The 24,763-nt window shown below is 59.6% G+C and carries 20 protein-coding genes; 3 read left to right on the top strand and 17 right to left on the bottom strand.

The features are described from left to right. Window positions 1-26: 26 nt before the first annotated feature. The 15 genes from ASD60_RS19725 to dksA form a co-directional block, all read right to left on the bottom strand. On the bottom strand, window positions 27-323 hold the full coding sequence (locus tag ASD60_RS19725; RefSeq protein WP_056855632.1) for a DUF2845 domain-containing protein: 297 nt from the start codon (window positions 321-323) through the stop codon (window positions 27-29). Beyond that, window positions 323-3,274 (bottom strand): DUF748 domain-containing protein, encoded by a 2,952-nt coding sequence (locus ASD60_RS19720; protein ID WP_056855631.1) that lies wholly within the window; start codon window positions 3,272-3,274, stop codon window positions 323-325. The genes ASD60_RS19725 and ASD60_RS19720 overlap by 1 nt, the downstream gene beginning before the upstream one ends. Window positions 3,275-3,367: 93 nt before the next feature. Next, on the bottom strand, window positions 3,368-4,384 hold the full coding sequence (locus ASD60_RS19715; protein WP_056855630.1) for a class I SAM-dependent rRNA methyltransferase: 1,017 nt from the start codon (window positions 4,382-4,384) through the stop codon (window positions 3,368-3,370). Window positions 4,385-4,576: 192 nt separating this feature from the next. After that, a complete protein-coding gene (locus ASD60_RS19710) occupies window positions 4,577-5,449 on the bottom strand; it encodes an oxygenase MpaB family protein (protein WP_056855629.1) in 873 nt (290 codons plus the stop codon). A gap of 128 nt (window positions 5,450-5,577) precedes the next feature. Continuing rightward, complete coding sequence (acs, locus tag ASD60_RS19705; RefSeq protein WP_056855628.1) at window positions 5,578-7,515, bottom strand: acetate--CoA ligase; 1,938 nt, start codon at window positions 7,513-7,515, stop codon at window positions 5,578-5,580. A gap of 170 nt (window positions 7,516-7,685) precedes the next feature. Continuing rightward, on the bottom strand, window positions 7,686-9,350 hold the full coding sequence (gene pgi, locus ASD60_RS19700) for a glucose-6-phosphate isomerase (protein WP_056855627.1): 1,665 nt from the start codon (window positions 9,348-9,350) through the stop codon (window positions 7,686-7,688). Window positions 9,351-9,712: 362 nt separating this feature from the next. Then, window positions 9,713-10,573 (bottom strand): pantoate--beta-alanine ligase, encoded by an 861-nt coding sequence (gene panC, locus ASD60_RS19695; RefSeq protein ID WP_056855626.1) that lies wholly within the window; start codon window positions 10,571-10,573, stop codon window positions 9,713-9,715. Next, the gene (gene panB, locus ASD60_RS19690; RefSeq protein WP_056855625.1) at window positions 10,570-11,370 is read right to left on the bottom strand and encodes a 3-methyl-2-oxobutanoate hydroxymethyltransferase; all 801 of its coding nucleotides are present in this window, start codon (window positions 11,368-11,370) and stop codon (window positions 10,570-10,572) included. Before panB ends, panC begins: the two co-directional genes overlap by 4 nt. A gap of 361 nt (window positions 11,371-11,731) precedes the next feature. Next, entirely contained in the window at window positions 11,732-12,217 is a 486-nt protein-coding gene (folK, locus tag ASD60_RS19685) for a 2-amino-4-hydroxy-6-hydroxymethyldihydropteridine diphosphokinase (protein WP_056855624.1), read from the bottom strand. Between the two features lie 3 nt (window positions 12,218-12,220). Beyond that, the gene (locus ASD60_RS19680; RefSeq protein WP_056855623.1) at window positions 12,221-13,621 is read right to left on the bottom strand and encodes a polynucleotide adenylyltransferase PcnB; all 1,401 of its coding nucleotides are present in this window, start codon (window positions 13,619-13,621) and stop codon (window positions 12,221-12,223) included. A gap of 744 nt (window positions 13,622-14,365) precedes the next feature. Further along, window positions 14,366-15,805 (bottom strand): sigma-54-dependent transcriptional regulator, encoded by a 1,440-nt coding sequence (locus tag ASD60_RS19675; RefSeq protein ID WP_056855622.1) that lies wholly within the window; start codon window positions 15,803-15,805, stop codon window positions 14,366-14,368. Between the two features lie 22 nt (window positions 15,806-15,827). Further along, the gene (locus tag ASD60_RS19670) at window positions 15,828-18,782 is read right to left on the bottom strand and encodes a sensor histidine kinase (RefSeq protein WP_162250581.1); all 2,955 of its coding nucleotides are present in this window, start codon (window positions 18,780-18,782) and stop codon (window positions 15,828-15,830) included. Next, a complete protein-coding gene (locus ASD60_RS28930) occupies window positions 18,766-18,942 on the bottom strand; it encodes a hypothetical protein (RefSeq protein ID WP_003176118.1) in 177 nt (58 codons plus the stop codon). The genes ASD60_RS19670 and ASD60_RS28930 overlap by 17 nt, the downstream gene beginning before the upstream one ends. 77 nt (window positions 18,943-19,019) lie before the next feature. Then, on the bottom strand, window positions 19,020-19,916 hold the full coding sequence (gene gluQRS, locus ASD60_RS19660; RefSeq protein WP_056855620.1) for a tRNA glutamyl-Q(34) synthetase GluQRS: 897 nt from the start codon (window positions 19,914-19,916) through the stop codon (window positions 19,020-19,022). 203 nt (window positions 19,917-20,119) lie between these two features. Beyond that, window positions 20,120-20,563: an RNA polymerase-binding protein DksA gene (gene dksA / locus ASD60_RS19655; RefSeq protein WP_056855619.1), complete on the bottom strand. Its 444-nt coding sequence runs from the start codon at window positions 20,561-20,563 to the stop codon at window positions 20,120-20,122. Between the two features lie 334 nt (window positions 20,564-20,897). On the opposite strand from dksA, the gene ASD60_RS19650 reads away from it, so the two are divergent. Both ASD60_RS19650 and sfsA read left to right on the top strand, forming a co-directional pair. After that, window positions 20,898-22,070, top strand: coding sequence for a pyridoxal phosphate-dependent aminotransferase (locus ASD60_RS19650; RefSeq protein WP_056855618.1), 1,173 nt, complete (start codon window positions 20,898-20,900; stop codon window positions 22,068-22,070). Beyond that, entirely contained in the window at window positions 22,070-22,783 is a 714-nt protein-coding gene (gene sfsA, locus ASD60_RS19645; protein WP_056855617.1) for a DNA/RNA nuclease SfsA, read from the top strand. The genes ASD60_RS19650 and sfsA overlap by 1 nt, the downstream gene beginning before the upstream one ends. On the opposite strand, the gene ASD60_RS19640 is transcribed toward sfsA, so the two are convergent. Then, the gene (locus ASD60_RS19640; protein WP_056855616.1) at window positions 22,780-23,097 is read right to left on the bottom strand and encodes a Rieske (2Fe-2S) protein; all 318 of its coding nucleotides are present in this window, start codon (window positions 23,095-23,097) and stop codon (window positions 22,780-22,782) included. The two genes, sfsA and ASD60_RS19640, sit on opposite strands and share 4 nt — an antisense overlap. Window positions 23,098-23,256: 159 nt before the next feature. Between ASD60_RS19640 and ASD60_RS19635 the strand changes: the two genes are divergently transcribed. Further along, on the top strand, window positions 23,257-24,129 hold the full coding sequence (locus ASD60_RS19635; RefSeq protein ID WP_056855615.1) for a heme/hemin ABC transporter substrate-binding protein: 873 nt from the start codon (window positions 23,257-23,259) through the stop codon (window positions 24,127-24,129). A 300-nt stretch (window positions 24,130-24,429) separates the two neighbouring features. On the opposite strand, the gene ASD60_RS19630 is transcribed toward ASD60_RS19635, so the two are convergent. After that, the gene (locus tag ASD60_RS19630) at window positions 24,430-24,702 is read right to left on the bottom strand and encodes a TfoX/Sxy family protein (protein WP_056855614.1); all 273 of its coding nucleotides are present in this window, start codon (window positions 24,700-24,702) and stop codon (window positions 24,430-24,432) included. Window positions 24,703-24,763: the final 61 nt, after the last annotated feature.

The following is a 24,763-nucleotide window of genomic DNA, read 5'->3' as shown; positions in this document are numbered from 1 at the left end:
TTCTATTGTGGGTAACGCAAAAACTCCTAATTCCCGCGCTTGCTGGTGATCTGCACCAGCCGATTTCCTTCAAAGCGCAAGTACTGGTACATCCCGCCATTCGGACCGTAAGTCCATTCCTCGACTTGGAACTCTTCCCGTCGATTGGCACTGCGCTTGTAACCGAGCAAATCGCGACCGACCGGTTCGCCGCATTTTTGCAGTACTTCGCTCGACCGGTCACCGACGCTGATCAGTTGGCTGCCACAGCGCAAAGTATCCGCCGCCCAGGCCTGGCTCGCCGCTGCCGTCAACGCCAGTGCTAGCAGGCGATGCTTGTACATCACTCGGCGTCCAGATGCATTGGCGTGACGACCTTGCCGTCTTTTTCGGCTTCGCCCAACTGTGCGTCGATGAAGTACACACGGTCATCGGCGAGCTGACCTTTGTCGACCAGATAATCCTTGATGCTGCTGGCCCGGTCCTGGCCCAACTGACGCAGCAGCACATCGCTGGAGCTCCAGAACTGAATGACGCCTTCGCGCATCTTCGCTGTGCGTTCTTCCTTGCCCAGGTCTTTCCATTCGGCCGGTGGCTGGGTTTTCAGGCGTGTGCGGTAGATGCCTTCAAGCAACGGCCCTTTTTCGCTGTCCGGAACATCCAGCAACGACGCTTGGGCCGGAACTTTATCGCCTCGACGCTGGAGCATTTTGTAGTAGTTGTATTGGTATTCCCGCTCCAGACGCTGCTCGGCGATCAGCGGACCATCGCTGCTTTTCGCCGCCGTACCTTCGATTTCCAGGCGCAGGGCCGGACGTTCCTTGAGCGCCTTCGACAGTTTGTCCAGGGCACCTTCGGCATCCTTGCTCAGATCGCTGGAACCGGGCGCGAACGACACGCTGCCAAGATCTTCCGAACCTCCCCCCGAGACCAGACCGCCAATCAGTTTGAACGGCGCGGCAGCGGCCTTGACGATCAGGTTGCGCAGGGTCTGCCAGACAATCGGCATGACGCTGAACTGCGGGTTGTTGAGATCGCCGGTGACTGGCAGTTCGATGGAAATCTTGCCGTCGACATCCTTGAGCAGAGCAATTGCGAGTTTCAGCGGCAGGCTGACGGCGTCGGGGCTGTCGACTTTTTCACCCAGTTGCAACTGTTCGACCACCACTTTGTTTTCGGCTTTCAGCTGGCCCTTGGTGATTTGGTAATGCAGGTCGAGGTTCAGCCGGCCCTTGCGGATGCGATAGCCGGCAAACTTGCCGGAGTAAGGCGTCAGCGTGGTCAGTTCCACTCGTTTGAAACTGGTAGCGATATCGAGGCTGGCCATCGGATCGAACGGGTTGACCGCACCTTTGATGGTCACCGGTGCATAGCGGTCGACCTTGCCTTTGACGTCGACACTGGCCGGCTTCGCCTGGCGGCTGTCAATGGTGCCGATCTGGCCGTTGAGCTGCTGGATGGCGGTGGCGAAGTTCGGCGTCAGGCTGAAGTCGGCGAAGTTGGCCGAGCCGTCATTGATGGCAATGCCGCCAATGTGAATACCCAGCGGTTTGTCTTTGCTGGCGGCGGGTTTGGCGACGGCAGGTTTGGCGGCGGTGTCGGGGGGTTGCGGGATCAACAAGTCATCGATGTTGGTGGTGCGGTCATCGTTGATCATGAAGCGTACATAGGGTTGCAGCAGGTTGATCTTGTCGATCGACAGGCTGTCGCCATGCTGATAATTCAGGCCTTCGACCATCACCTGCTGCCACTTGAGGAAGTCGCGGGTTTTCAGGGTGTCGAGGGTATGCAGTTGATCGACCTGGGCGCGTCCGGTGACGCTGAAAGCCAGCGGCTCGGTGCTTTTCAGGTTGACGGCCAGATCGCTGCCGAGCATGCCGCTGCGCAACTCCAGGCGAATGAACGGGCTGATGTAGGACTGGGCGACGCGCAGGTCGATGTCCTTGGTCTGCACATTCAGCCTGGCGCTGATCGGCGCCAGGTTGACCTCGCCATCGGCCATCAGCTTGCCTTGCTTGCCGACACCGGTGTCGAGCTTGAGCAGGAAGGGTGAACCATTGAGGCTGTCGAATTTCTGCAGGTCGAGATTCAGCGGCCCCAGTTCCAGCGCCACGGCGGGCTGAGCCTTGCGATCAGCCAGGTGCACTTGATAGTTGCGCAGTTGCACGTCATTGAGCAGCACTTGCCAGGGCTTGCTCGGGACGGGGTCCGCTTTCGGCGAGTCAGCGGCAGCGGGCGTGTTGGTCGGTTCGGCGTTCGCTTTGGCGGCGGGTTTGGAAGGCTGGCTGGCGAACAGTTTCTGCCAGTCGAGCTGGCCATCGGCTTCCAGCGCGGCCCAGGTTTCCAGTTTGTGGCTGCGAATCTTGCCGACCACCACTTGTTGCTTGGCCAGGTCGACGGTGGTTTCGCTGACGTCCAGACGCTCAAGCCTGACCAGCGGCCGACCGTCCGGCGCCTTGATCGCGAAGGGGGCGATGGTGGCCGAGACGTTGCTCAGCAGCAGTTCGGTTTCCTTGGACAGATTGAGCTTGTAGTCGGTGCTGATGCTCATGACACCGCTTTCGAGGTCCAGCGGGACAGCATCGCGCACATAGGGCCAGAAGGCTTTCATCTTGCCATCGGTGATTTTCAGCTTACCTTCGGAGGCAATCGGGATCAGGCTGAAGTTACCGGTCCAGTCGATTTGCCCGCCGTTGGGGCCGACGGCCACCAGGGTCATATCGGCGCTGTCTTCGGGCAGGGTGCTGAGGTTTTTCAGCTCGAAATCGAGTGAGTCGTAGATGAATTCGATGGGCTCGCTGGGCCGGGCATCCTCAAAGTGCACGGCACCGCCAGCCAGCTTGATCCGTTCGATGCGCAACGGAAACGGCTTGGCATCCGGGTCGGCGGGTGTCGGTTCGCTGGCCGGAATCTTGAAGAGCCCGAGCAGGTTGAGTTTGCCGTCCTTGCTGAAGAGGATTTCGGTCTTGGACTTGTCCAGTTCGATATCCGACAGATGCAGCGCCTTGGTCCACAGGCTGTCGAGTTGCAGATTGGCGTATAGACGTTCGAAGCCGATTTGCTCTTTGCCGGGCTCGCCAATGCTCAGACCCCAGAGCGTGACTTCGAGGCTGAACGGGTTGAGTTCGATCCGCTGGAGCGTGGCGGGCATCGTGGAATAATTGGCCAATTGCTGGTTGGCGATGCGCAGGGCAATGCCCGGCAAAATCAAGAAGCCCAGCAAACTGTAGAGGGCCAGAGCAGTCAACAAGGCGCCGACGGCGCGAATCAATCCTTTGTACATGCGTGGCTTCATCTGTGTGAATCGGAGTGCCTTGGAGTATGGCACGCGATTCCGGTTCCGAAGCAATCAGCCTGTTCAGCTTTTTTCAGATTTATCTGACACGGATCAAAGCTGCAGGATCAGGGTTTTCAGCGGTGGTTGTTGGTCCATGGACGGGAAATCGGCACCCGGTTTCATGACCGTCCACTCGCGCACCGGCCGTCCTGCTTTCTCGGCGCAACGCAAAACCTGTTCACGCCAATCGTCCATGCTGACTTTCGCCAGGTTGTTGCAGCAGATCAGCACGCCGTCGTCGGCGGTGGTCAGCAGCGCGGGTTTGAGCAGGCTCTGATAATCGCGCAGCAGGTCGACGGTGCCGAACGCGCTCTTGGCCCAGGCGGGTGGGTCGAGCAGTACCAGGTCGTACTGGCGCTGTTCCAGGCGCGGATAGCTCGGCAGCTTCTGCCCGCGACGCTGGCTGATCGGCAGGCCGGCGAGTTGGCGAATGGCCGGGAAATAATCGGACTGGATGAACGCCATGGTCGGCAACTGCGGGTTGAGCATGCCGTTTTCGCGACCGACCGCCAGGTTGCCTTCGGCGAAGTCCAGGTTGCACACCTCGCGGGCGCCACCGGCTGCTGCGCTGAGGCCAACGCCGCAGGTGTAGGCAAACAGGTTCAGTACACTTTTGTTCTTGCTGTGATCCTTGACCCAGCCACGGGTATTGCGCAGGTCGAGGAACAGCAGCGGATCCTGCCCGGCGTGACGGCCGCGAACGCGGTAATTGAGGCCCCACTCGTGACCGACCAGATCTTGCAGCGCTGCTTCCTCCGCGCGGTAGACGCTGTCTTCGCGGTCGATGCGCGAGTTGCCGCGGGAGCGGTCGTTGTAGACCAGCAGGGTTTCAAGGCCCAGATGGTTGTTGATCGTTTCGTGCAGGTTCAGCAGGTCTTCGCGTTCCAGCGATTGATGAAAGCTCTGCACCATCAGCTGCGGACCATAACGATCGATGGTCAGGCCACCGGCGCCTTCCTGGCTGCCATGGAACAGGCGATAGCAATCGGTGCCCTGGCTGTGCAGCTCGGCCAACAGGTCCTGGCGATGATCGAGGGCGGCGCGCAGCGCCTGGTTCAAGGAAGACATGCTGGGCGCCTTGCAGGAGGTGATTTGGCGCGGGAGTTTAACACTGTGGAGTTTGGATGAGGGGCTTGCCTGTGGCGAGGGAGCTTGCTCCCGCTCGAGTGCGCAGCGCTCGCAAAAAATCGAAATGTCCCTGGGTTTTGGGGCCGCTTCGCAGCCCTGCGGGAGCAAGCTCCCTCGCCACAGAGTCCGGGGTCAAGTCAGCAGGCCCATCCGTCGCTTGGCCCGCTGTACCGAGCCATTGCGTACCGCCCAGCGCAACATCGGCGCACTGCGATTGACGCTGGCGCGGATCAGTTTGCGTTGCAGTGGGTTTTGGCTGACGCCCAGCATGTCACTGGCCCAGTCCGGCAACAGGTCAATGCCGGCCTGCATCATCAATCCGCCGAAAGGCCTGGCGAGGCGGCTGGGGGATGGCGCATTCAACAACAGCCGCAACACTTCCCGACTGCGCTCATCGCACAGCAATTGCGGGCGAATGCGCTCAAGGTATGCGGAAATTTCCTGCCGTGAGCACGGCACATTCCGGGCACCCAAGCGTTCTGCCACCCGCGCTATTTCAGCGTAATAGCGGTCCTGATCTTCCGGCGACAGATGTGGATTGCGATAGCGCAAATGTGCGGCGAGGAAGTTGCTGACCTCGGCTACATGCACCCAGGTCAAGAGCTCGGGATCGCTGGCGGCGTAGGGGCGGCCGTCAGGCGCAGTGCCGGTTATTTGCAGGTGAATGGTGCGGACTTTTTCGATCAGCCAGTCGGCATCCTGTCGCGAGCCGAACGTGGTGCCGGAAATGAACTGCCCGGTGCGGCGTAATCGGCCGAGCATGTCCTCGCGGAAATTCGAATGGTCCCAGACGCCGGCGAGGGCCAGCGGATGCAAAGCTTGAAGCATCAGCGCGCTGATGCCACCGATGAGCATGCTGCTGAAGTCACCATGAACTTGCCAGCTCACGGAGTCAGGCCCGAACAGCCCGGGATCGCCCTTGGGGTTCTCCAGATCGAGCTTGCCCAAGGATAGACCGGTCAGGCTCATGATCTGGGTTTCAATGCGGGTGCGGATGAATTCCATGGTGTCCCGGTGATTTCCTGTTTTTCTGTGGGCGCATGGCTTGCCCGCGATGAACGATCACGCCATCTACTGTTGAACCGCGTTATCGTTCATCGCGAGCAAGCTTTGCTCCTACCGACAGCAGTGCGTTATTGGTTCAGGCGTTTATCGATCAGGCCTTGCACCACGCTTGGGTCGGCCAGGGTCGAGGTGTCGCCCAGACTGTCGAGTTCGTTGCAGGCGATCTTGCGCAGAATGCGCCGCATGATCTTGCCCGAACGGGTTTTTGGCAACGCGGGTGCCCACTGGATCAGATCCGGTTTGGCGAAACTGCCGATTTCCTTGCTGACCAGCGCCAGCAATTCTTTCTTCAGTTCGTCGCCGGGTTCGACGCCGTTCATGGGGGTGACGAAGGCGTAGATGCCCTGGCCCTTGACGTCGTGAGGGTAACCCACCACGGCGGCCTCGGCGATGCTGTCGTGCAGCACCAGGGCACTTTCCACTTCGGCGGTGCCGATGCGATGCCCGGACACGTTGATCACATCGTCGATGCGCCCGGTGATCCAGTAATCGCCATCTTCGTCACGACGGGCGCCGTCACCGGTGAAGTAATAGCCGGGGTAGGGCTTGAAGTAGGTGTCGACCATCCGTTGCGGATCGCCATAGACGCTGCGGATCTGCGCCGGCCAGCTTGATTTTATGGCGAGCACGCCGCTACCGGCGCCCTTGATTTCCTTGCCTTGTTCGTCGAGCAATACCGGTTGCACACCAAACATCGGTTGTGTGGCGCAGCCGGGTTTGATCCGTTGCGCGCTCACCAGCGGGCTGAGCATGATGCCGCCGGTCTCGGTCTGCCACCAGGTATCGACAATCGGGCAGCGCTCTTCGCCGACTGCATGAAAGTACCACTCCCACGCCTCCGGGTTGATCGGCTCACCGACCGTGCCGAGCAATCTGACGCTGGCCCGGGAGGTTTCCTTCAACGGTTGCGGACCTTCACGCATCAGTGCGCGCAAAGCGGTGGGTGCTGTGTAGAAGATGTTCACTTTGTGCTTGTCGATCACCTGCCAGAAGCGCGAAGTGCTCGGGTAGCTCGGCACGCCCTCGAAGATCAACGTGGTCGCACCATTGGCCAACGGCCCGTAGACAATGTAGCTGTGGCCCGTCACCCAGCCGACATCGGCGGTGCACCAGAACACTTCGCCATCACGGTAGTCCAGCACGTACTTGAAGGTCATCGCCGCTTGCAGCAGGTAACCGCCGGTGGTGTGCAGCACGCCTTTGGGTTTGCCGGTGCTGCCGGAGGTGTACAGGATGAACAACGGATCTTCGGCGTCCATCGGCTCGGGCGGGCAGTCGTCGCCGACATCGCGCAATGCCTGGTGATACCAGATGTCCCGGCCTTCGACCCAATTCACCTGATTCTGTGTGCGCTCGACCACCACTACGGTGCTCACGTCCGGGCAGCTTTGCAGGGCTTTGTCGACATTCTGTTTCAACGGCACGAATTTGCCACCGCGCACGCCTTCATCGGCGGTGATCACGGTGCGACAGTCGGCATCGAGAATCCGGTCGCGCAGCGAATCCGGGGAGAAACCGCCGAACACCACCGAGTGCACCGCACCGATACGCGTGCAGGCGAGCATGGCGTAGGCCGCTTCAGGAATCATCGGCATGTAGATGCACACACGGTCGCCTTTCTTCACGCCACGGCTTTTAAGCACGTTGGCCAGGCGGCAGACATTGTGATGGAGTTTTCTATAGGTGATCTGGGTGGATTCGGCCGGATCGTCGCCTTCCCAGATGATCGCGATCTGATCACCGCGTTTTTCCAGGTGACGGTCGATGCAGTTGTAGCTGACGTTGAGTTTCGCGCCGGCAAACCAATTGGCCTCACCGGTTTTCAGGTCGTAGCGCTGGACGGTGTGCCAAGGCGTGCTCCAGTCGAGGAAGCGGGTGGCTTGCTCGGCCCAGAACGTACTGGGGTGTTCGATGGATTCGCGGTACAGGCGGTGGTAGTCGTCTTGACTCAGTTGTGCAGCCCGGCGGACGGCATCGGCCTTGGGGAACGTGCTGATATCGAACATGACGGTTCCTTATTCTTGTTGTGCGACAAGAGGGGAGCTGCGCGACCCTCGTAGGAGCCGGCTTGCTGGCGAAAGCGGCGTATCAGTCTACAAAAATGTTGAATGACACACCGCTTTCGCCAGCAAGCCGGCTCCTACAAGATTAGTACCCCCACAGGAACGGTGTCAGATCAACCGCGGTGACGCCCGCGGAAGTAGTTGATCAGGCCTTGGGTGGACGCGTCGTCAGCCGGGGTTTCCTCGCTGCCGACCAGGCGGTTGTAGACGCCTTTGCCCAGTTCCTTGCCCAGCTCCACGCCCCACTGGTCGAAGGCGTTGATGCCCCAGATCACGCTCTGCACGAAGACTTTGTGTTCGTACATTGCCACCAGTGCGCCGAGGCGACGCGGGCTGATGCGTTCGACCACCAGGGTGTTGCTCGGACGGTTGCCCGGAATCACCTTGTGCGGTGCGAGTTTCTGCACGTCGTCTTCACTCATGCCTTTCTCACGCAGCTCGGCTTGCGCCTCGGCCAGTGTCTTGCCCAGCATCAACGCCTGGCTTTGCGACAGGCAGTTGGCGTACAGCCACTGGTGGTGGTCGGACACCGGGTTGAAGCTGACGATCGGCACGATGAAGTCGGCCGGAATCAGCTGGGTGCCCTGGTGCAGCAACTGGTGATAAGCATGCTGGCCGTTGCAGCCGACGCCGCCCCAGATCACTGGCCCGGTATCCGTAGCAACCGGCGTACCGTCCTGGCGCACGCTCTTGCCGTTGGATTCCATGTCCAGCTGTTGCAAATGCTTGGTGATGTTCCGCAGGTAGTGGTCGTAAGGCAGGATTGCGTGGCTCTGCGCGCCCCAGAAATTGCCGTACCACACGCCGAGCAACGCCAGCAGCACCGGCATGTTCTGTTCGAACGGCGCGCTCTGGAAGTGCTGGTCCATGGTGTAGGCACCGGACAGCAATTCCTTGAAGTTCGACATGCCGATGGCCAGGGCAATCGGCAAACCGATGGCAGACCACAGCGAGTAACGCCCGCCAACCCAGTCCCACATCGGGAAAATGTTTTCCTCGCGGATACCGAAGGCCACGGCGGCGGCATTGTTGCTCGAAACCGCGATGAAGTGGCGATACAACTCGGCTTCCGAACCACCCTGGGCCAGGTACCAGGCGCGGGCGGCCTGGGCGTTCTTCAGGGTTTCAAGGGTGTTGAAGGATTTCGACGAGACGATGAACAGCGTGGTCTCGGCGCGCAGTTTCATTGTCAGCTCGTGGAACTCGCTGCCGTCGATGTTCGCCAGATAGTGGCAACGCACGCCTTTCTGCGCGTAGGACAGCAAGGCTTCGGACACCAGCTCTGGGCCGAGGAACGAGCCACCGATACCGATGTTCACCACGTCGGTGATCGGCTTCTCGGAGTAACCGCGCCACAGACCGTCATGGATGCGGCCCACCAGATCGGTGATCTGGTTCAGCACCTTGTGCACTTCGGGCATTACGTTGACACCGTTGACCGACAGCTTGTCGCCAACCGGACGGCGCAGCGCGGTGTGCAGGGCTGGGCGGCCTTCGGAGGCGTTGACGATTTCGCCGTCGAACAGCGACTTGATTGCGCCCTGGAGGTCGACCGCATTGGCCAGACCCACCAGCAGGTTGCGGGTCTCGGCGTTGATCAGGTTCTTCGAATAGTCGAGAAACAGGCCGCAACTGCTGAGGGTGAACTGGGTAAAACGCTGCGGGTCGGCATTGAAAGCCTCGCGCATGCTGAAATCCTGCATGGCTTGGCGGTGGTCATTCAACGCTTGCCAGGCGGGCAGAGCGGTCACGTCGTGAGGAGTGCGGTAATACGCCATCGCTGCGGGTTTCCTTTTTACTTGAACGGCCTTTTGAACACTAAAAATACCGGAGCGCCAGGGGTCGGCGGTCCGGTCAACTGCGTCGACACGAATTCATGGCGCAGGGCGACTACAGTAAACCCCGCGCAGTGATCTGTCTTGACTTTGTCTGACCCGTTTCCGGTACTTTTTTAACATCAAGGTTAGGAACGGTCCGACAAACGGAAGGGGAGAGGTCTGGAATCAGGCAATTTGGACTGGCGAAGATCGCCTTCGTGGCAGCCAGCCTGCTGGCGATGGCGGTGTGTCAGTCAAAAAACATGGGTGACTGAACATTCACGATCGCCAGCAGGTTGGCTCTCACAGAGGGTTTGTGCTGTTTAGATGGGGGTGTCGAGATTCAGGTGCAGGTTGTCGATCAACCGCGTCGTCCCGAGGAACGCCGCCACCAGAATCACCAGGTCGCGATCCTCGGCCGTTGCCGGGCGCAAGGTCAGGGCGTGGCGAATTTCCAGGTAGTCCGTGCGTAAGCCTGCAGCTTCAAGCTGTTGGATCTGCGCATTGATCAGCGCCGGGAAATCCCGCTCACCCTTCTTGATCGACTCGGCAATCTCGCGCAGCGTGCGATAAACCACTGGCGCCACGGCCCGTTGTTCTTCGCTGAGGAAACCATTGCGCGACGACAGCGCCAACCCATCGGCCGCACGGACGGTCGGCTCGCCGATGATCTGGATCGGCATGTTCAGGTCATGAACCAGCGCGCGAATCACCGCCAGTTGCTGGAAGTCTTTCTCGCCGAAAATCGCCAGGTCCGGCTGGACCATGTTGAACAGTTTGCTGACCACCGTCGCCACGCCTTCGAAGTGTCCCGGACGGCTGGCGCCGCACAGGCCTTCGGACAGCTGCGGGACGCTGACACGGGTCTGGCCGGTCATGCCCTCGGGGTACATCTCTTCAACGGTGGGTGCGAACAACAGATCGCAACCAGCTTCGAGCAGTTTTTCCTGATCCGCCGCGAGAGTGCGCGGGTACTTGTCGAGGTCTTCGCCGGCGCCGAACTGCAGCGGGTTGACGAAAATGCTCGCGACCACGAAATCCACCCGCTGGGTGGCCTTGGTGATCAGCGCAACGTGACCGCTGTGGAGGTTGCCCATGGTCGGCACGAAGCCGATGCGCTTACCTTCGCTGCGGGCGCGGGCCACGGCGGCCCGCAGTTCGCGTACGGTTTTTACGGTGTTCATGCAGAGAATCCGTGTTCGATGCCTGGGAAGGTCGCTGCCTTGACTTCGCTGACGTAGGCGCTCAAGGCCGCGTGAATGTTTTCCTGGCCAGCCATGAAGTTTTTCACGAACTTCGGTACGCGACCAGTGATCGACAGGCCGAGCATGTCGTGCAGGACCAGTACCTGGCCGTCAGTGCGGTTGCCTGCGCCAATGCCAATCACGGGAATCTTGACGGCCTGAGTGATTTCTTCGGCCAATTCGCTTGGCACACATTCGAGCAACAGCATGGCTGCGCCGGCCTGTTCCAGCGAAATTGCGTCGGCGCGCATCTGCCGTGCCTGGTTTTCGTTGCGGCCCTGGACTTTGTAGCCGCCAAGGATATTCACCGATTGCGGGGTCAGGCCCATATGCGCGCAAACCGGGATACCGCGTTCGGCGAGCAGGCGAATGGAATCTGCCAGCCACAATGCACCTTCGACCTTGACCATGTGCGCACCCGCTTGCATCAACAGGGCGCTGTTGGTCATGGCTTGTTCGGTGGTGGCATAGGCCATGAAAGGCAGGTCGGCGAGAATCAACGCATCGCTGTTACCGCGTTTGACGGCGGCGACGTGGTAAGCCATTTCGGCAGTGGTGACCGGCAAGGTGCTGTCGTGACCCTGCAAAACCATGCCGAGTGAGTCGCCCACCAGCAGTACTTCGACGCCAGCCTGATTGCAGGCGTGGGCGAAGGTCGCGTCATAGCAGGTCAGCATGGTGATTTTCTCACCTTTCTGCTTGAGGCTCTGGAGCGTGGTCAGGGTGATGGCTGGCATGTCAAAAAATCCTCGTTCAGGCGCTATGGAAACTACTGCGAGTAACGCGCGTGATTCGTCATGTACTCAGGCGCACGGTCTTTTGTCGTGCTTATAAGGCCTGGATTGCGCCCTTGTGTGCCGCATTGGCGGCAGCGGGACGCCTATAGTCGTGATGAGAACTCGGGAAGTCAATCCGGTGTGTTACCGCATTGTTACGGGTGGGGTGTTACCGAAGTAACTGATGCGTTTCAGCAGACTGCCGGACGCAAAGTAACCCAATTAAGGAGCAAGCCTGCTCGCGATAGCGGCGTGTCAGTCAACAATCCTGGTGATTGTTCAATCGCCATCGCGAGCAGGCTCGCTCCTACAGGGGGCTGCGTCAATCTTGGGACAGGCGTTCAAGTCCGACGAACGGGCAGGCGGCCAGCAGTTCGCGGAGGGTGCGGCCATCGGCCAGGTGCAGATCCGCGGGCGCCAGTTCGGCCAGCGGGTATAGAACGAAAGCCCGCTCCTGCATGTGATAGTGCGGCACCTTGAGGCGCGCCTCATCGATCACCTGATCACCGAACAGCAGGATATCGAGGTCCAGCGTACGCGGGCCCCATCGCTCCAGTCGCTCGCGGCCCTGGCCGTTTTCGATGGCTTGCAAGGCATCCAGCAGGTCCAGTGGCGCCAGCGTGCTGTCGAGAGCGGCCACCGCATTGGTGTAACGCGGTTGGCCAGGGAGCAGCGAGTCGCTTTGATAAAACGCGGACACCCCGACCAGTTTCGATTGCGGCAGCTGCGCCAGCGCTTCAACAGCGCTGCGCAATTGTTCAGCCGGGTCAGCCAGGTTGCTGCCCATGCCGATGTAGATGCGTTCCATCGATTACTCGCCCGTGGTACTCGAAGCGCCCGCTGCGCGTTTGCGCTTGGAGCCGCCGCTGCGACGACGCTTGCGCGGCGCGCCGCCAGCTTCGTCCTTGCCGCTGAGGTCGCGAATCATGTCGCGACGTTCGCTTTCATTGGCATCCTGATAATCGGTCCACCATTCGCCCAGGCCATCGGTCTGCTCGCCGGCGCTTTCGCGCAGCAAGAGGAAGTCGTAACCGGCACGGAAGCGTGGGTTGTCCAGCAGCAGATCGGCGCGCTTGCCGCTGCGGCGGGGCAGGCGTTCCTGCATGTCCCAGATCTCGCGGATCGGCATGGTGAAGCGTTTCGGGATCGCGATGCGCTGGCATTGCTCGGCAATCAGTTCGTGGGCTGCTTCCTGCATCGCCGGAATCGGCGGCATTCCACGCTCCTGCAAGCGCAGGACGCGAGCCGGCAAGGCTGGCCAGAGCAGCGCCGCAAACAGGAAGGCCGGAGTCACCGGTTTGTTCTGCTTGATCCGCAGGTCGGTGTTGATCAGCGCTTCGCTGATCAACGTATGGGTGTAAGTCGGGTTGTACTCCAGGGCCTCGGCACTGGCCGGGAACAGAGGATCGAACAGTTGCAGGTCGACCAGCATCTCGAAGGTGTCCGCGGCGTGGCCGGAAAGGAACAGCTTGAGTACTTCCTCGAACAGACGTGCCGATGGAATCTCGCGCAGCATCGGTGCCAGGTCGCGGATTGGCGTAGCGCTGTGTTTTTCGATGCCGAAATTCAGCTTGGCGGCAAAACGCACGGCTCGCAACATCCGCACCGGGTCTTCCTGGTAGCGCTGTTTCGGATCGCCGATCAGACGGATCAATTGATTGCGAATGTCGTGTACGCCGTTGGCGTAATCGAGAATCCGTTCGCTGACCGGATCGTAATACAGGGCGTTGATGGTGAAGTCGCGGCGTTGTGCGTCTTCTTCCAGGGTGCCATACACGTTATCGCGCAGGATGCGCCCGCTTTCGTTACGCGAGGATTGATTGTTGTCTTCCTCTTCATCGTTTTGCGGGTGATTGGCGCGGAAGGTCGCAACTTCGATGATTTCGCGACCAAAGTGGATATGCACCAGTTTGAACCGGCGACCGATGATTCGCGCATTGCGGAATTCGGCCCGAACCTGCTCAGGGGTGGCACTGGTGGCAACGTCAAAGTCTTTCGGCGTAATGCCGAGCAGCATGTCACGCACACAGCCGCCAACCAGATACGCCTGATAGCCAGCGCCCTGCAGGCGTTCGACGATGTTCACCGCGTAACGGCTGAATTGCCCCTTTTGCAGCGAGTGTTGGCCGCTGTTGAGCACTTCAGGCGTGCTGCGGATGTGTTGCGTACGACGCAGGGGAGTACGGAATGACTGGAACAGCTTCTTCAGCATGGGATGCACTGTTTGAAGGAATGTTCGGCCAAAACAGAAGAATGACCGCATGATGGGCGGGGATTCTAGCATTTAGTCGGGGGATGGTGTAGGAAGCTGCGCAAGAGCTTGAAGGGCTGTCTGCGGACGCAATAGGCATAGCGGCAGACTCTGGGAGCGCAGGGCGCCAAACGCCAGAAACTACAAGGGGAGCCGAAGCTCCCCAAGAAGTAGTTGCATGCTCTATTTTTGTTATTGGTTTCGGGCTTTTTGTTTTTGTTAAGTGCCCTCGCCATGAAGCTTTCCTTCATGACCCTCCCAATCGGGAGCCAAGAGCAAACGGATTGCTTTGGTCGCTGAATTGCAGTGATCTCTCGATCCAACCAGTACAGGCTCTGTCTTAAGACAGTTTTTGTTGTTCTCGGCCTGGTCGTGGGGCAAGCCCCAAATACAACGCCTCTCCAAAAGAATCAGTTAGCTGCGCCTCTCGCCGTCTTGTTTTTATTGTGCGTGAGTCGATTCGTCTTATTTTTATTGTCTTGTGCATTGCTTGTTATTGTTCTTGTACCAAACATATAGCAGGGTGCGTGCCAACTTTTGTGAAACCCAGTAAAACAAGGGGTTAGGCGTGCTGATGAGGTTTGCGCAGGCCAAAAAAAGCCGGGGCTTCGTTACCGTAAGCCCCGGCTTCTGTTACGTGAAAAAAACTGAGGTAACAGTTTTTTCACAAAGTCACCTGTTACCCGCACATGAGGTAGCTGCGGTTCAGCTCTCGCTGGCCACCCCGGTTTTGCGCCGTGGAATGCCCAGGCGCTGACGGCGTTCCCACAGGCACTTGCGGCTGACCCCGAGTTTGCGGGCCAGTTCGGTTTCGGTCATGTGGTCCTGGTGCTCGAGTACGAAATGCTGGAAATAATCCTCCAGGGACAAATCTTCGGTCGGCTCGTGATTGTTGTTACCGGTGCTGGCGCTGCCCTGTTGCGGGGGCAGGCCGATGAACTCGTCGTCTTCCAGATCACCGAGTTCGATATCGATGCCCAGCAGCTCGGCGGAGATTTCCGGGCTCTCGCAAAGAATGACCGCGCGCTCGACGGCGTTCTCCAGCTCACGCACGTTGCCTGGCCATGAGTAATGACGAATGGCTTGCTCCGCGTCCGGGGCGAATTTCAGGTCGGTACGATTGATCCGTGCGCTCTGCCGCGCCAGGAAGGCATTGGCGATTTCGTTGACGTCGGCACCTCGCTCGCGCAAGGCGGGCAATTTCAGCGCAATCACGTGCAGGCGGTAGTACAAGTCTTCACGGAACTGGCCGATCTTGGCCAGGCTCTTGAGGTCGCGGTGGGTCGCGGCAATCAAGCGCACATCGACTTTCTGCGACTGAACCGAGCCGACCCGGCGAATCTCGCCTTCCTGCAACACGCGCAGCAGTCGAGCCTGGGCTTCCAGTGGCAACTCGCCGATTTCATCGAGGAACAGCGTACCGCCATCAGCGGCTTCCACCAGGCCTGCACGCCCGGCGCTGGCGCCGGTGAACGCACCTTTTTCGTGGCCGAACAATTCGGACTCGATCAGGCTTTCCGGAATCGCCGCACAGTTCACCGAGATCATCGGTGCCTTGGCGCGCTTGGAGAGGTTGTGCAAGGCGCGCGCCACCAATTCTTTACCCGTGCCGGATTCGCCCTGGATCAGGACATTGGAATCGGTCGGTGCGACTTTGCGGATCTTGCCATACAGATCTTGCATCGGCGGGCACGAGCCAATGATGCCGATTTCACCGTTGCTGTTGTCCGGGCCGGATTTGGCTGCGCCATTACTGGTTTTGCCGACAACCGGTTCACCGCTGGTCTGCAACGATTGGCGGTCGCGCAGGATGCGCGCGACGGCCTGGAGCATTTCGTCGTGATCGAAAGGCTTGGCGATGTAATCCACCGCGCCCATTTTCATCGAATCCACCGCCGAGCGCAGGCTGGCGTAACTGGTCATGATCAGCACCGGAGTGCCCTGGCCGAGTTTGATCAGCTCGGTGCCCGGGGCGCCCGGAAGACGCAGGTCACTGACGATCAGGTCGAACGTGGGAATGGTGAAGCGTTCTTGTGCTTCCTGCACTGAACCGGCTTCGCTGACCTGATACTGGTTACGTTCCAGCAGGCGGCGCAAGGCGGAGCGGATAATTGTTTCGTCTTCGACGATCAAAATGTGCGGCATTGATTCGATACTCTCGACGGTCTCAGTTCACAGCGGACGTCGCTTCGACATGACGCGGCAATGTCACCCGTATACGGGTGCCGCGCTGGCTCTGAACATCAGCCGGGCTGTCGATGGTGATTTGTCCATAATGCTCTTCAACGATGGAATAGACCAGTGCAAGGCCCAGACCGGTACCTTCACCCGGGTCCTTGGTGGTGAAGAAGGGTTCGAACAATCGGTCCATGATGCTCGAGGGGATACCGCTGCCTTCGTCTTCCACGATCAGGTCGACCGTGTGTTCGCCGGCTTCGCTCTTGACCCGCACTGCGCTGCCGGGAGGCGAGGCATCGCGGGCGTTTGAAAGCAGATTGATCAATACCTGCGCCAGCCGCTGCGGGTCGCCTTCGACCCAGTGATCGGGGTCGCACAGGTTGTAGAACTGCACTTCGAAATTACGTCGGTTCAGCGCCAGCAAACCGATTGCGTCCTGGGCGACCTCCGCCAGACAAACGGGCTCGTCGCTGTGCTGGTGGCTGCCTGCATGGGCGAAACTCATCAGCGATTGCACGATGCGCGACACACGTTTGGTCTGTTCGAGGATCTGCCCGCTGATTTCTTTGAGCTCGCCATCCTCTTCGCGCTCCTCGCGCAGGTTTTGCGCCAGGCAAGCAATTCCGGTGATCGGGTTGCCGATTTCGTGGGCTACCCCGGCGGCCAGTCGACCGATGCTGGCCAGGCGTTCGGAGTGCACCAGTTTGTCTTCGAGCATCTGGGTTTCGGTCAGGTCTTCCACCAGCAGCACCAAGCCGCTGTTGCCTGGCGCGAGCGGCTCGTCGATCGCCGCTTTGTGCAGGTTGAGCCAGCGCGTCTGGCCGTCGAGGGCCAAGTGCTGCTTGTGCAAATGCTCGTCGGGGACGTTGATGAAGCCTTGCAGCAGTTCTTTCCATGGGGCGGCGATCGTACTCAGGCGCGAACCGACCACGCGCTGCGCGGCGATACCGGTCAGCTCCTCCATGGCTTTGTTCCACATGAGGATTTCCTGATCCTTGGCCAGCGAGCAGACGCCCATCGGCAACTCCTGCAGGGTCTGGCGGTGATAGCGGCGCAGGGCATCGAGTTCAGCCGCCAGGCCGGTCAGGCGCGAGTGGTAATCCTCGAGGCGGCTTTCGATGAAGTGAATGTCTTCGGTGACATAGTTTTCGCCACCCGCCTTGTAAGGCAGGAACGTCTCGACCATGTCCTGGGCCACGCTCGGCCCCATCAGACCGGAGAGGTTGGCCTCGATGCGGTCACGCAAGCGGCGCAAGGCGTAAGGTCGACGCTCGTCGAAGGGCAGATAGAGGTCGCGCAGGGCCTGTTCGACTTCCTTCTGTGCCGCTTTGGCGCCCAACGGTTTGGCCAGTTGCGTGGCGAACTCCTGTGGCGAGGCGGCATGCAGTTCGCGGCGTTGCGGGCGACGCACGTTGTCCACGGCGCAAGCTTCGGCGGCGCTGGCTTCTTCGGTGCTGGCGTTGGTGAACAGCGAGATCAGGGTGAACATCAACACGTTGGCGGCCAGCGAGGCGATTGCGGCCATGTGCCAACTGGTGTCGTCCAGTACGTAGATCATGTTCAACAGCGGAATGTAGAAGCCTTGCAGATTGCCGACCAACGGCAACAGCATGGTCACCAGCCACACCAGAATCCCCGCCAGCAAACCGGCGATGAAGCCGCGGCGGTTGGCGGTCGGCCAGTACAGGACCGAGAGTACGCCGGGCAGGAACTGCAAGGTGGCAACGAACGCGACGATGCCGAGATTGGCCAGATCCTGTTCGGCACCCAGCAGCAGATAGAAGCCGTAACCGGCCATGATGATCGCGACGATCAGGGCGCGGCGGGTCCACTTCAGCCAGCGGTAGATGTTGCCCTCGGCTGGCGGCTGATAGAGCGGCAGCACCAGATGGTTGAGCGCCATCCCCGACAACGCCAGCGTAGTGACAATGATCAGGCCGCTGGCGGCGGACAATCCGCCGATATAGGCCAGCAACGCCAACGCCTTGCTATTGGCGGCAATACCAATGCCCAGGGTGAAATATTCCGGGTTGGTGGTGGCGCCGAGTTTCAGGCCGGCCCAGAGAATCAACGGTACTGCCAGGCTCATCAACAGCAGGAACAGCGGCAAGCCCCAGCTTGCACTCACCAATGAGCGCGGGTTGAGGTTTTCGGTAAAGGTCATGTGATACATGTGCGGCATCACGATGGCGGAGGCGAAGAACACCAGCAGCAAGGTTCGCCACGGGCCTTCCTGCAGCGGCGTGTGAAGCGCGGCGAGAGCGGTCTGGTTTTGCAGCAGCCAAAGCTCGAGTTGCTGCGGGCCATCGAATACGCCGTACAGCGCATACAGGCCGACGCCACCGAGTGCAATCAGCTTGATCACCGATTCGAAGGCAATCGCAAACACCAGCCCTTCATGTTTCTCACGGGTGGCGATGTGTCGGGAGCCGAAGAAAATCGTGAACAGCGTGATCAGCGCACAGAAACTCAGGGCCACGCGATGCTGCACCGGCTCGCGGGTGAGGATGCCGATGGAGTCCGCCACCGCCTGAATCTGCAACGCCAGCAGCGGCAACACGCCGACCAGCATGAAAATCGTGGTGAGCGCACCAGCCCAGGTGCTGCGAAAGCGGAAGGCAAACAGGTCCGCCAGGGACGACAGCTGATAAGTACGGGTAATTTTCAGGATCGGATACAGCAACACCGGCGCCAGCAGAAATGCGCCGGAAACACCGAGATAGCTGGACAGGAAGCCGTAGCCGTATTGATAGGCCAGGCCGACCGTGCCGTAAAACGCCCAGGCACTGGCGTAGACGCCCAGCGACAGGGTGTAGGTGAGCGGATGGCGAATGATCGCCCGCGGGATCATGCCCCGTTCGCTGATCCAGGCTACGCCGAACAGCACCGCCAGGTACGCGGCGCTGATCAGGATCATCTGGGTCAGGCTAAAGCTCATCGGCATCTTTTTGGCTCTGCAGGATGAAGGTCACGACGATCAGGATCAGCCAAAGCAGATAAGGGCGATACCAGGCGCCCGTGGCGTCGATCCACCAATCCATGATGGCCGGGGAAAACAGATAAATCCCCACTACCAGGAGCAGGACCAAGCGATAGATGTACATCCCGGCCTCTCTTTTTTATCCGCGTGCCCGAAAACGTGCGGCGATGGTAACGGATGGGCGTGCCACTGCAAGCATGATCACTGTAGTTGTGCCTCGGGAAGGCTCAGTGTGCGCGGGATCAGCGAGGCGTCCCAGTGGGCGATGCCCCAGTCGAGCACTTCCCGTGGTGTGCCATGAACCAGTTCGGCGCCGGGGTTTTGCCCTAGTGCGCGCAAGGCTCGCAGCAACAAAGGTGTGGCCTGGTCTTCCGTCAGCGGTGGCGAACGGTAGGACTTGCCCAGTTTGTTGCCGTCGGGCTGGGTAATCAGCGGGATGTGCAAGTACCGCGGTTGGCGCAAGCCAAGCAGTTCCTGCAAGTAAAGCTGGCGCGGCGTGGAGTCGAGCAGGTCGGCGCCACGCACGATGTCGGTAATGCCTTGCCAGGCATCGTCCAGCACCACCGCCAATTGATAGGCGTAGAGTCCGTCGCGGCGGCGAATGACGAAATCACCGACGTCCCGGCCCAGGTGTTGGTGGAACTCGCCTTGTACGCGGTCGATGAAGTGGTAATCCAGTTCAGGGACGCGAATCCGGATGGCGGCATCTTCAGTGCCATGCCCGGCGTTGCGGCACAAACCCGGGTAAATGCCGTGATACGGCTCCAATTGTTTGCGCGAGCACGTACAGGCGTAGGCCAGACCGATGTTGAACAGGCGATTGAGCACTTCAGCGTAGGCGTCGTGACGCTCGCTCTGGCGAACCAGTTCGCCATCCCACTCGAAACCGTAACTTTCCAGCGCCCTGAGTATGGCGGCCTGGGCACCGGGCTCTTCTCGGGGCGGGTCCAGGTCTTCCATGCGCATCAGCCAACGGCCACCCACCGCACGCGCATCCAGGTAAGAAGCCAGTGCCGCGACCAGCGAACCAAAATGCAAATGGCCGCTTGGCGTGGGGGCGAAGCGCCCGATGTAGGTGGGGGAGGTGATGGTGGTCATAAAGCGATGTCGGGCTGTCCAATCGTTTTGAGCATGGCTCGAGCGGCCTTCGCGAGCAAGCTTCGCTCCTACAGGAGATATCGCCAGTCTCTGTAGGAGCGAAGCTTGCTCGCGAAGGCGATTCCGAAGGCGTAACAGGTATCGGCAAATATCGGAAACAAAAACGGAGCGTTCGCACGCTCCGTTTTTCATTCAAGTCGCCATTATTTGCCGACTTGCTTTTCCTTGATTTCCGCCAGGGTCTTGCAGTCAACGCACATGTCGGCCGTAGGGCGGGCTTCCAGGCGCTTGACGCCGATTTCAACGCCGCACGACTCGCACCAGCCATACTCTTCGTCTTCGATCAGTTGCAGCGTCTTGTCGATCTTTTTGATCAACTTGCGCTCACGATCGCGGGCTCGCAGTTCGAGGGCGAACTCTTCTTCCTGGCTGGCACGGTCTGCCGGGTCCGGGAAGTTGGCTGCTTCGTCCTTCATGTGATCAACCGTACGGTCGACTTCCTGCATCAAGTCCTGTTTCCACTTGTTCAGGACCTTGGTGAAATGAGCGCGCATGGGCTTGCCCATGTACTCCTCGCCCGGAACTTCTTTATAGGGTTCGAAGCCGCTGATCGACGGGACTGCCTGTTGCTTTGCTTGGGTGGACATGAAATAGACCGCCTCTACTCTTGTAATCCATCTGCGCAGGATTGCTCCATCACCGACACCTGCCGGCCCTGCGGCTGCAAGCGGGCGAACTTACCAGATCAAATCAGACCGCGCTACTCCCGGATGTCGAGCCCGCGGCCTGTGGCGCTTGCAAATGCTGGCAAAGCGCTGTCTGGTGGGTCTGGAGCGCTGCTCAAATATTGATTTTAGTCAAACCTTGGGCGCTCGCTTGAGTCGTTTTGGGTCTGGGCCATAACGCCTCTGACCGCTTTAGGTTCTCGCTCGTTCCTGCGCTTGGGTAGAATCGATTCTTTTCTTCGTTGAAGGAAGGCCAATGGCTCAGTCCTACAGTGCTCGCAGTCGCGCGATCGAACCTTTTCATGTCATGGCGTTGCTCGCACGGGCCAATGAATTGCAGGCCGCCGGCCACGATGTCATCCACCTGGAAATCGGCGAGCCGGACTTCACTACCGCCGAGCCGATCATTCGTGCGGGGCAAGCCGCGCTGGAGGCAGGCCGGACCCGTTACACCGCGGCCCGTGGCATTCCTGAACTGCGTGAGGCCATTTCGGGCTTTTATCAACAGCGTTACGGGTTGAACATCGACCCGCGCCGCATTCTCATAACGCCCGGGGGTTCCGGTGCCCTGTTGCTGGCCAGTGCCTTGCTGGTCGATCCGGGCAAGCATTGGCTGCTGGCAGACCCGGGATACCCGTGCAACCGACACTTTTTGCGATTGGTCGAAGGCGCGGCGCAATTGGTGCCGGTCGGCCCGGATGTGCGTTATCAATTGACGCCCGGCTTGATCGAGCGGCATTGGGATCATGACAGCGTCGGCGCGCTGGTTGCGTCACCGGCCAATCCGACCGGGACAATACTGACCCGCGATGAGCTGGCCGGGCTGTCTCGCGCGATCAAGGAGCGCCATGGTCACCTGGTGGTGGACGAGATCTACCATGGCCTGACCTATGGCACCGATGCCGCCAGTGTGCTGGAAGTCGACGACAGTGCCTTCGTGCTTAATAGTTTTTCGAAGTATTTCGGCATGACCGGCTGGCGCCTGGGTTGGCTGGTCGCGCCAGAAGCCGCGGTCGGCGAGTTGGAGAAGCTTGCGCAGAACCTGTACATCAGCGCCCCAAGCATGGCTCAACACGCCGCATTGGCCTGCTTCGAGCCGGCGACCATCAGCATTCTCGAAGAGCGTCGTGCCGAATTCGGGCGGCGTCGGGATTTCCTGTTGCCAGCGCTGCGTGAGTTAGGCTTCGGGATTGCCGTCGAGCCGGAAGGTGCCTTCTATTTGTACGCTGATATCAGCAAGTTCGGCGGTGATGCCTTCGCGTTCTGCCGCCATTTCCTCGAAACCGAACACGTAGCGTTTACCCCTGGGCTGGATTTCGGTCGCTATCAGGCGGGGCACCATGTGCGGTTTGCTTATACCCAAAGTCTGGATCGCCTGGAGGAAGCGGTGGATCGGATCGCTCGTGGTCTGCGGAGTTGGCAAGGCTGATGCGCTTTCATCCTCCTCTCGAAGAAGGTCGGCTGATACGTCGTTACAAGCGTTTTCTTGCCGATATCGAGACCGTTAGCGGCGAGTTGCTGACTATTCATTGCCCAAACACCGGCTCGATGCTCAATTGTCAGGTCGAAGGCGGGCAAGTCTGGTTCAGCCGCTCCAATGACCCCAAACGCAAATTGCCAGGTACCTGGGAAATTGGTGAGACGCCACATGGGAGGCATTTTTGCGTGAATACCGGTCGGGCCAATGGCTTGATCGAAGAAGCGCTGCGGGCGGGTGTCATCACGGAACTGAACGGTTTTACCGAGCTCAAGCGCGAAGTGGCCTATGGTCAGGAAAAGAGCCGGATCGATTTCCGTCTCGACTACCCCGAAGGGCCGGCCTATGTAGAGGTGAAAAGCGTCACCCTGGGTTTCGGCGGCATCGCCATTGCCGCGTTCCCTGATGCCGTGACCCAGCGTGGGGCCAAACACCTTCGGGAGCTTGCCCACTTGGCTCGAGACGGGATTCGTGCGGTGCAACTGTATTGTGTCAACCTGACCGGGATCGACGCCGTGCGCCCGGCACAAGAAATCGACCCGGTCTACGCGACGGCGTTACGTGAGGCTGTGGCTTGTGGTGTTGAAGTCCTGGCTTATGGCGTGAGCCTGACCCATGAAGAAATGGTGGTGGATCGACGGCTGGAGGTGCTGTTGGGCGATTAAAGGCTGACCCAGATCCCTTGGCTATCCTCACGGCAGGTAACGCGGGTCAGCGATTGGCCCGCGCAAGGGCCGGACACACATTCGCCATCCTCGATCAAGAACAGCGCGCCGTGGGTGGCGCACTGGATCAAGCTGTTGCTGGGGTCGAGAAACTGGTCAGGCGTCCACTCCAGGCCCACGCCCCGGTGCGGGCAGCGATTGATGTACACATAAACCTGGCCGCCCCGGCGCACGGCAAAGAGTTTCTGGCCATCGATCTCGAAGCCGCGGCTACTGGCATCGGCCAGCTCAACGCCGGCACACAGAAGTTTCATGTTGGTCCTCAGGTCCCGCAATGGTGATCGGATGTGTATCTTGACGTAAAAATGCGAGTGATTATCAAATGACTGACTAGCCGGCCTAGCGGCTGCCAGATGCGCAGGATACTTGGCTTGTCGATTCAGTGCCCGGGAAACCCTAAAAGGAAGCTCTTCATGCGTCTGACTACCCGTGTTGCTGCACTCTGCGTCGGATTCTTCGTTTGCTATCACGCGACTGCCGGCGAGTTACCGCAACGCTGGGTGAGTGCGGGGGGAGCGCTGTCCGAGTGGGTGATTGCATTGGGTGGCGAGGCGAAATTGGTGGGGGTCGATACCACCAGTCAACATCCTGAAACCCTCAAGGCACTGCCCAGTATCGGCTATCAACGCCAGCTTTCGGCGGAGGGCATCTTGAGTTTGCGCCCGCAGATATTGGTCGGCACAGAGGAAATGGGGCCGCCGCCGGTGCTGTCGCAGGTACGCAGTGCGGGTGTGCAGGTCGAATTATTCTCGGCGCAACCGGACCTCTCCACGCTGCAGAATAACCTCCAGCGTTTGGGCAAGTTACTCGGCGCGGAAGACCGGGCTAGTCAATTGCTGGCCACTTATCAACAGGCCCTTGAGCAACAGAAAGTCCGGGTGACCCGTGCACAGCTGACGAAACCATCGCCCGGTGTTCTGATGTTGCTCGGTCATGCAGGTGGCAAACCGCTGATTGCCGGCAAGGACACCGCTGCCGATTGGCTGCTGCAACGGGCCGGCGGCCACAATCTGGCGACCCATACCGGATACAAACCTTTTTCCAGCGAGTCGCTGGTGAGTCTGGATCCCGATGTCCTGGTGTTTGCCGACAGGGCATTGAGTGGCAATGCGGCGCGGGCCGCGTTGTTCAAGGAAAACCCGATTCTGGCATCCACTCGTGCCGCCAGGGATGGGCGGGTCATCGAGCTCGATCCAACCTTGCTCGTAGGTGGATTGGGGCCACGTTTACCTGAGGTCCTGAAAAAGCTCGCCGACGAGTTCTATCCCGAAACAGACATTCATTAAGTCGTGTGACTTTTCCAAGGCAAAAAAAGACCCGGCAAGAGCCGGGTCAAATAACCGTGATTAGCCTGATGAGGAGATAATCTGAGAGTCCGAACCAAGGGCTATTCAGAAAATCGACCAGTCTCGCGACCAGTTGTGATAATCATAGCGATTCTCATTAGCGAGTCAACATCTGATTACCCGTTTTCCAGCCTGTTGATGAGCTTTCGATGTAAGTCATTGAAATAGCGGGCTTTGGTCGATCGTTTTGATGAGTTAATTTTTCATTGGCTTGATTCCAAGGGAAGCGACAGCCGTCATTCAGCTCTTGTGGCGTGAAGAAATAGCCTCCAATTGTTTGTTCAGGGCTTCTTTGCGTTCGGCAGGAATGTCATTCCAGTGCACATCCATCAGGGCGCCTTCTATTGCATACAACAACACCTTGGAAGCCCTGAAGCCGCGCGTGCGCACGGCCCGATAAGCATCCACCGCCCCGAGGCGACGCAAGTCAGAGGCACTGTGGATGCCCACGGCATGCAGCCACTGCGCCGACGTCTTGCCAAGATTTTTCAGGTGTTGCAGTTCATCATTCATCAAGCCTCCTTGCGATGGCCGAATGGTGCGTGGGCAAGCTTCTGAGGAGTGTAGCCATCAG

Source organism: Pseudomonas sp. Root562 (assembly GCF_001427125.1).
Lineage (GTDB): Bacteria > Pseudomonadota > Gammaproteobacteria > Pseudomonadales > Pseudomonadaceae > Aquipseudomonas.
The sequence above is the reverse complement of the archived record's forward strand: the minus strand, read 5'-3'. Positions and strand labels throughout refer to the sequence as shown.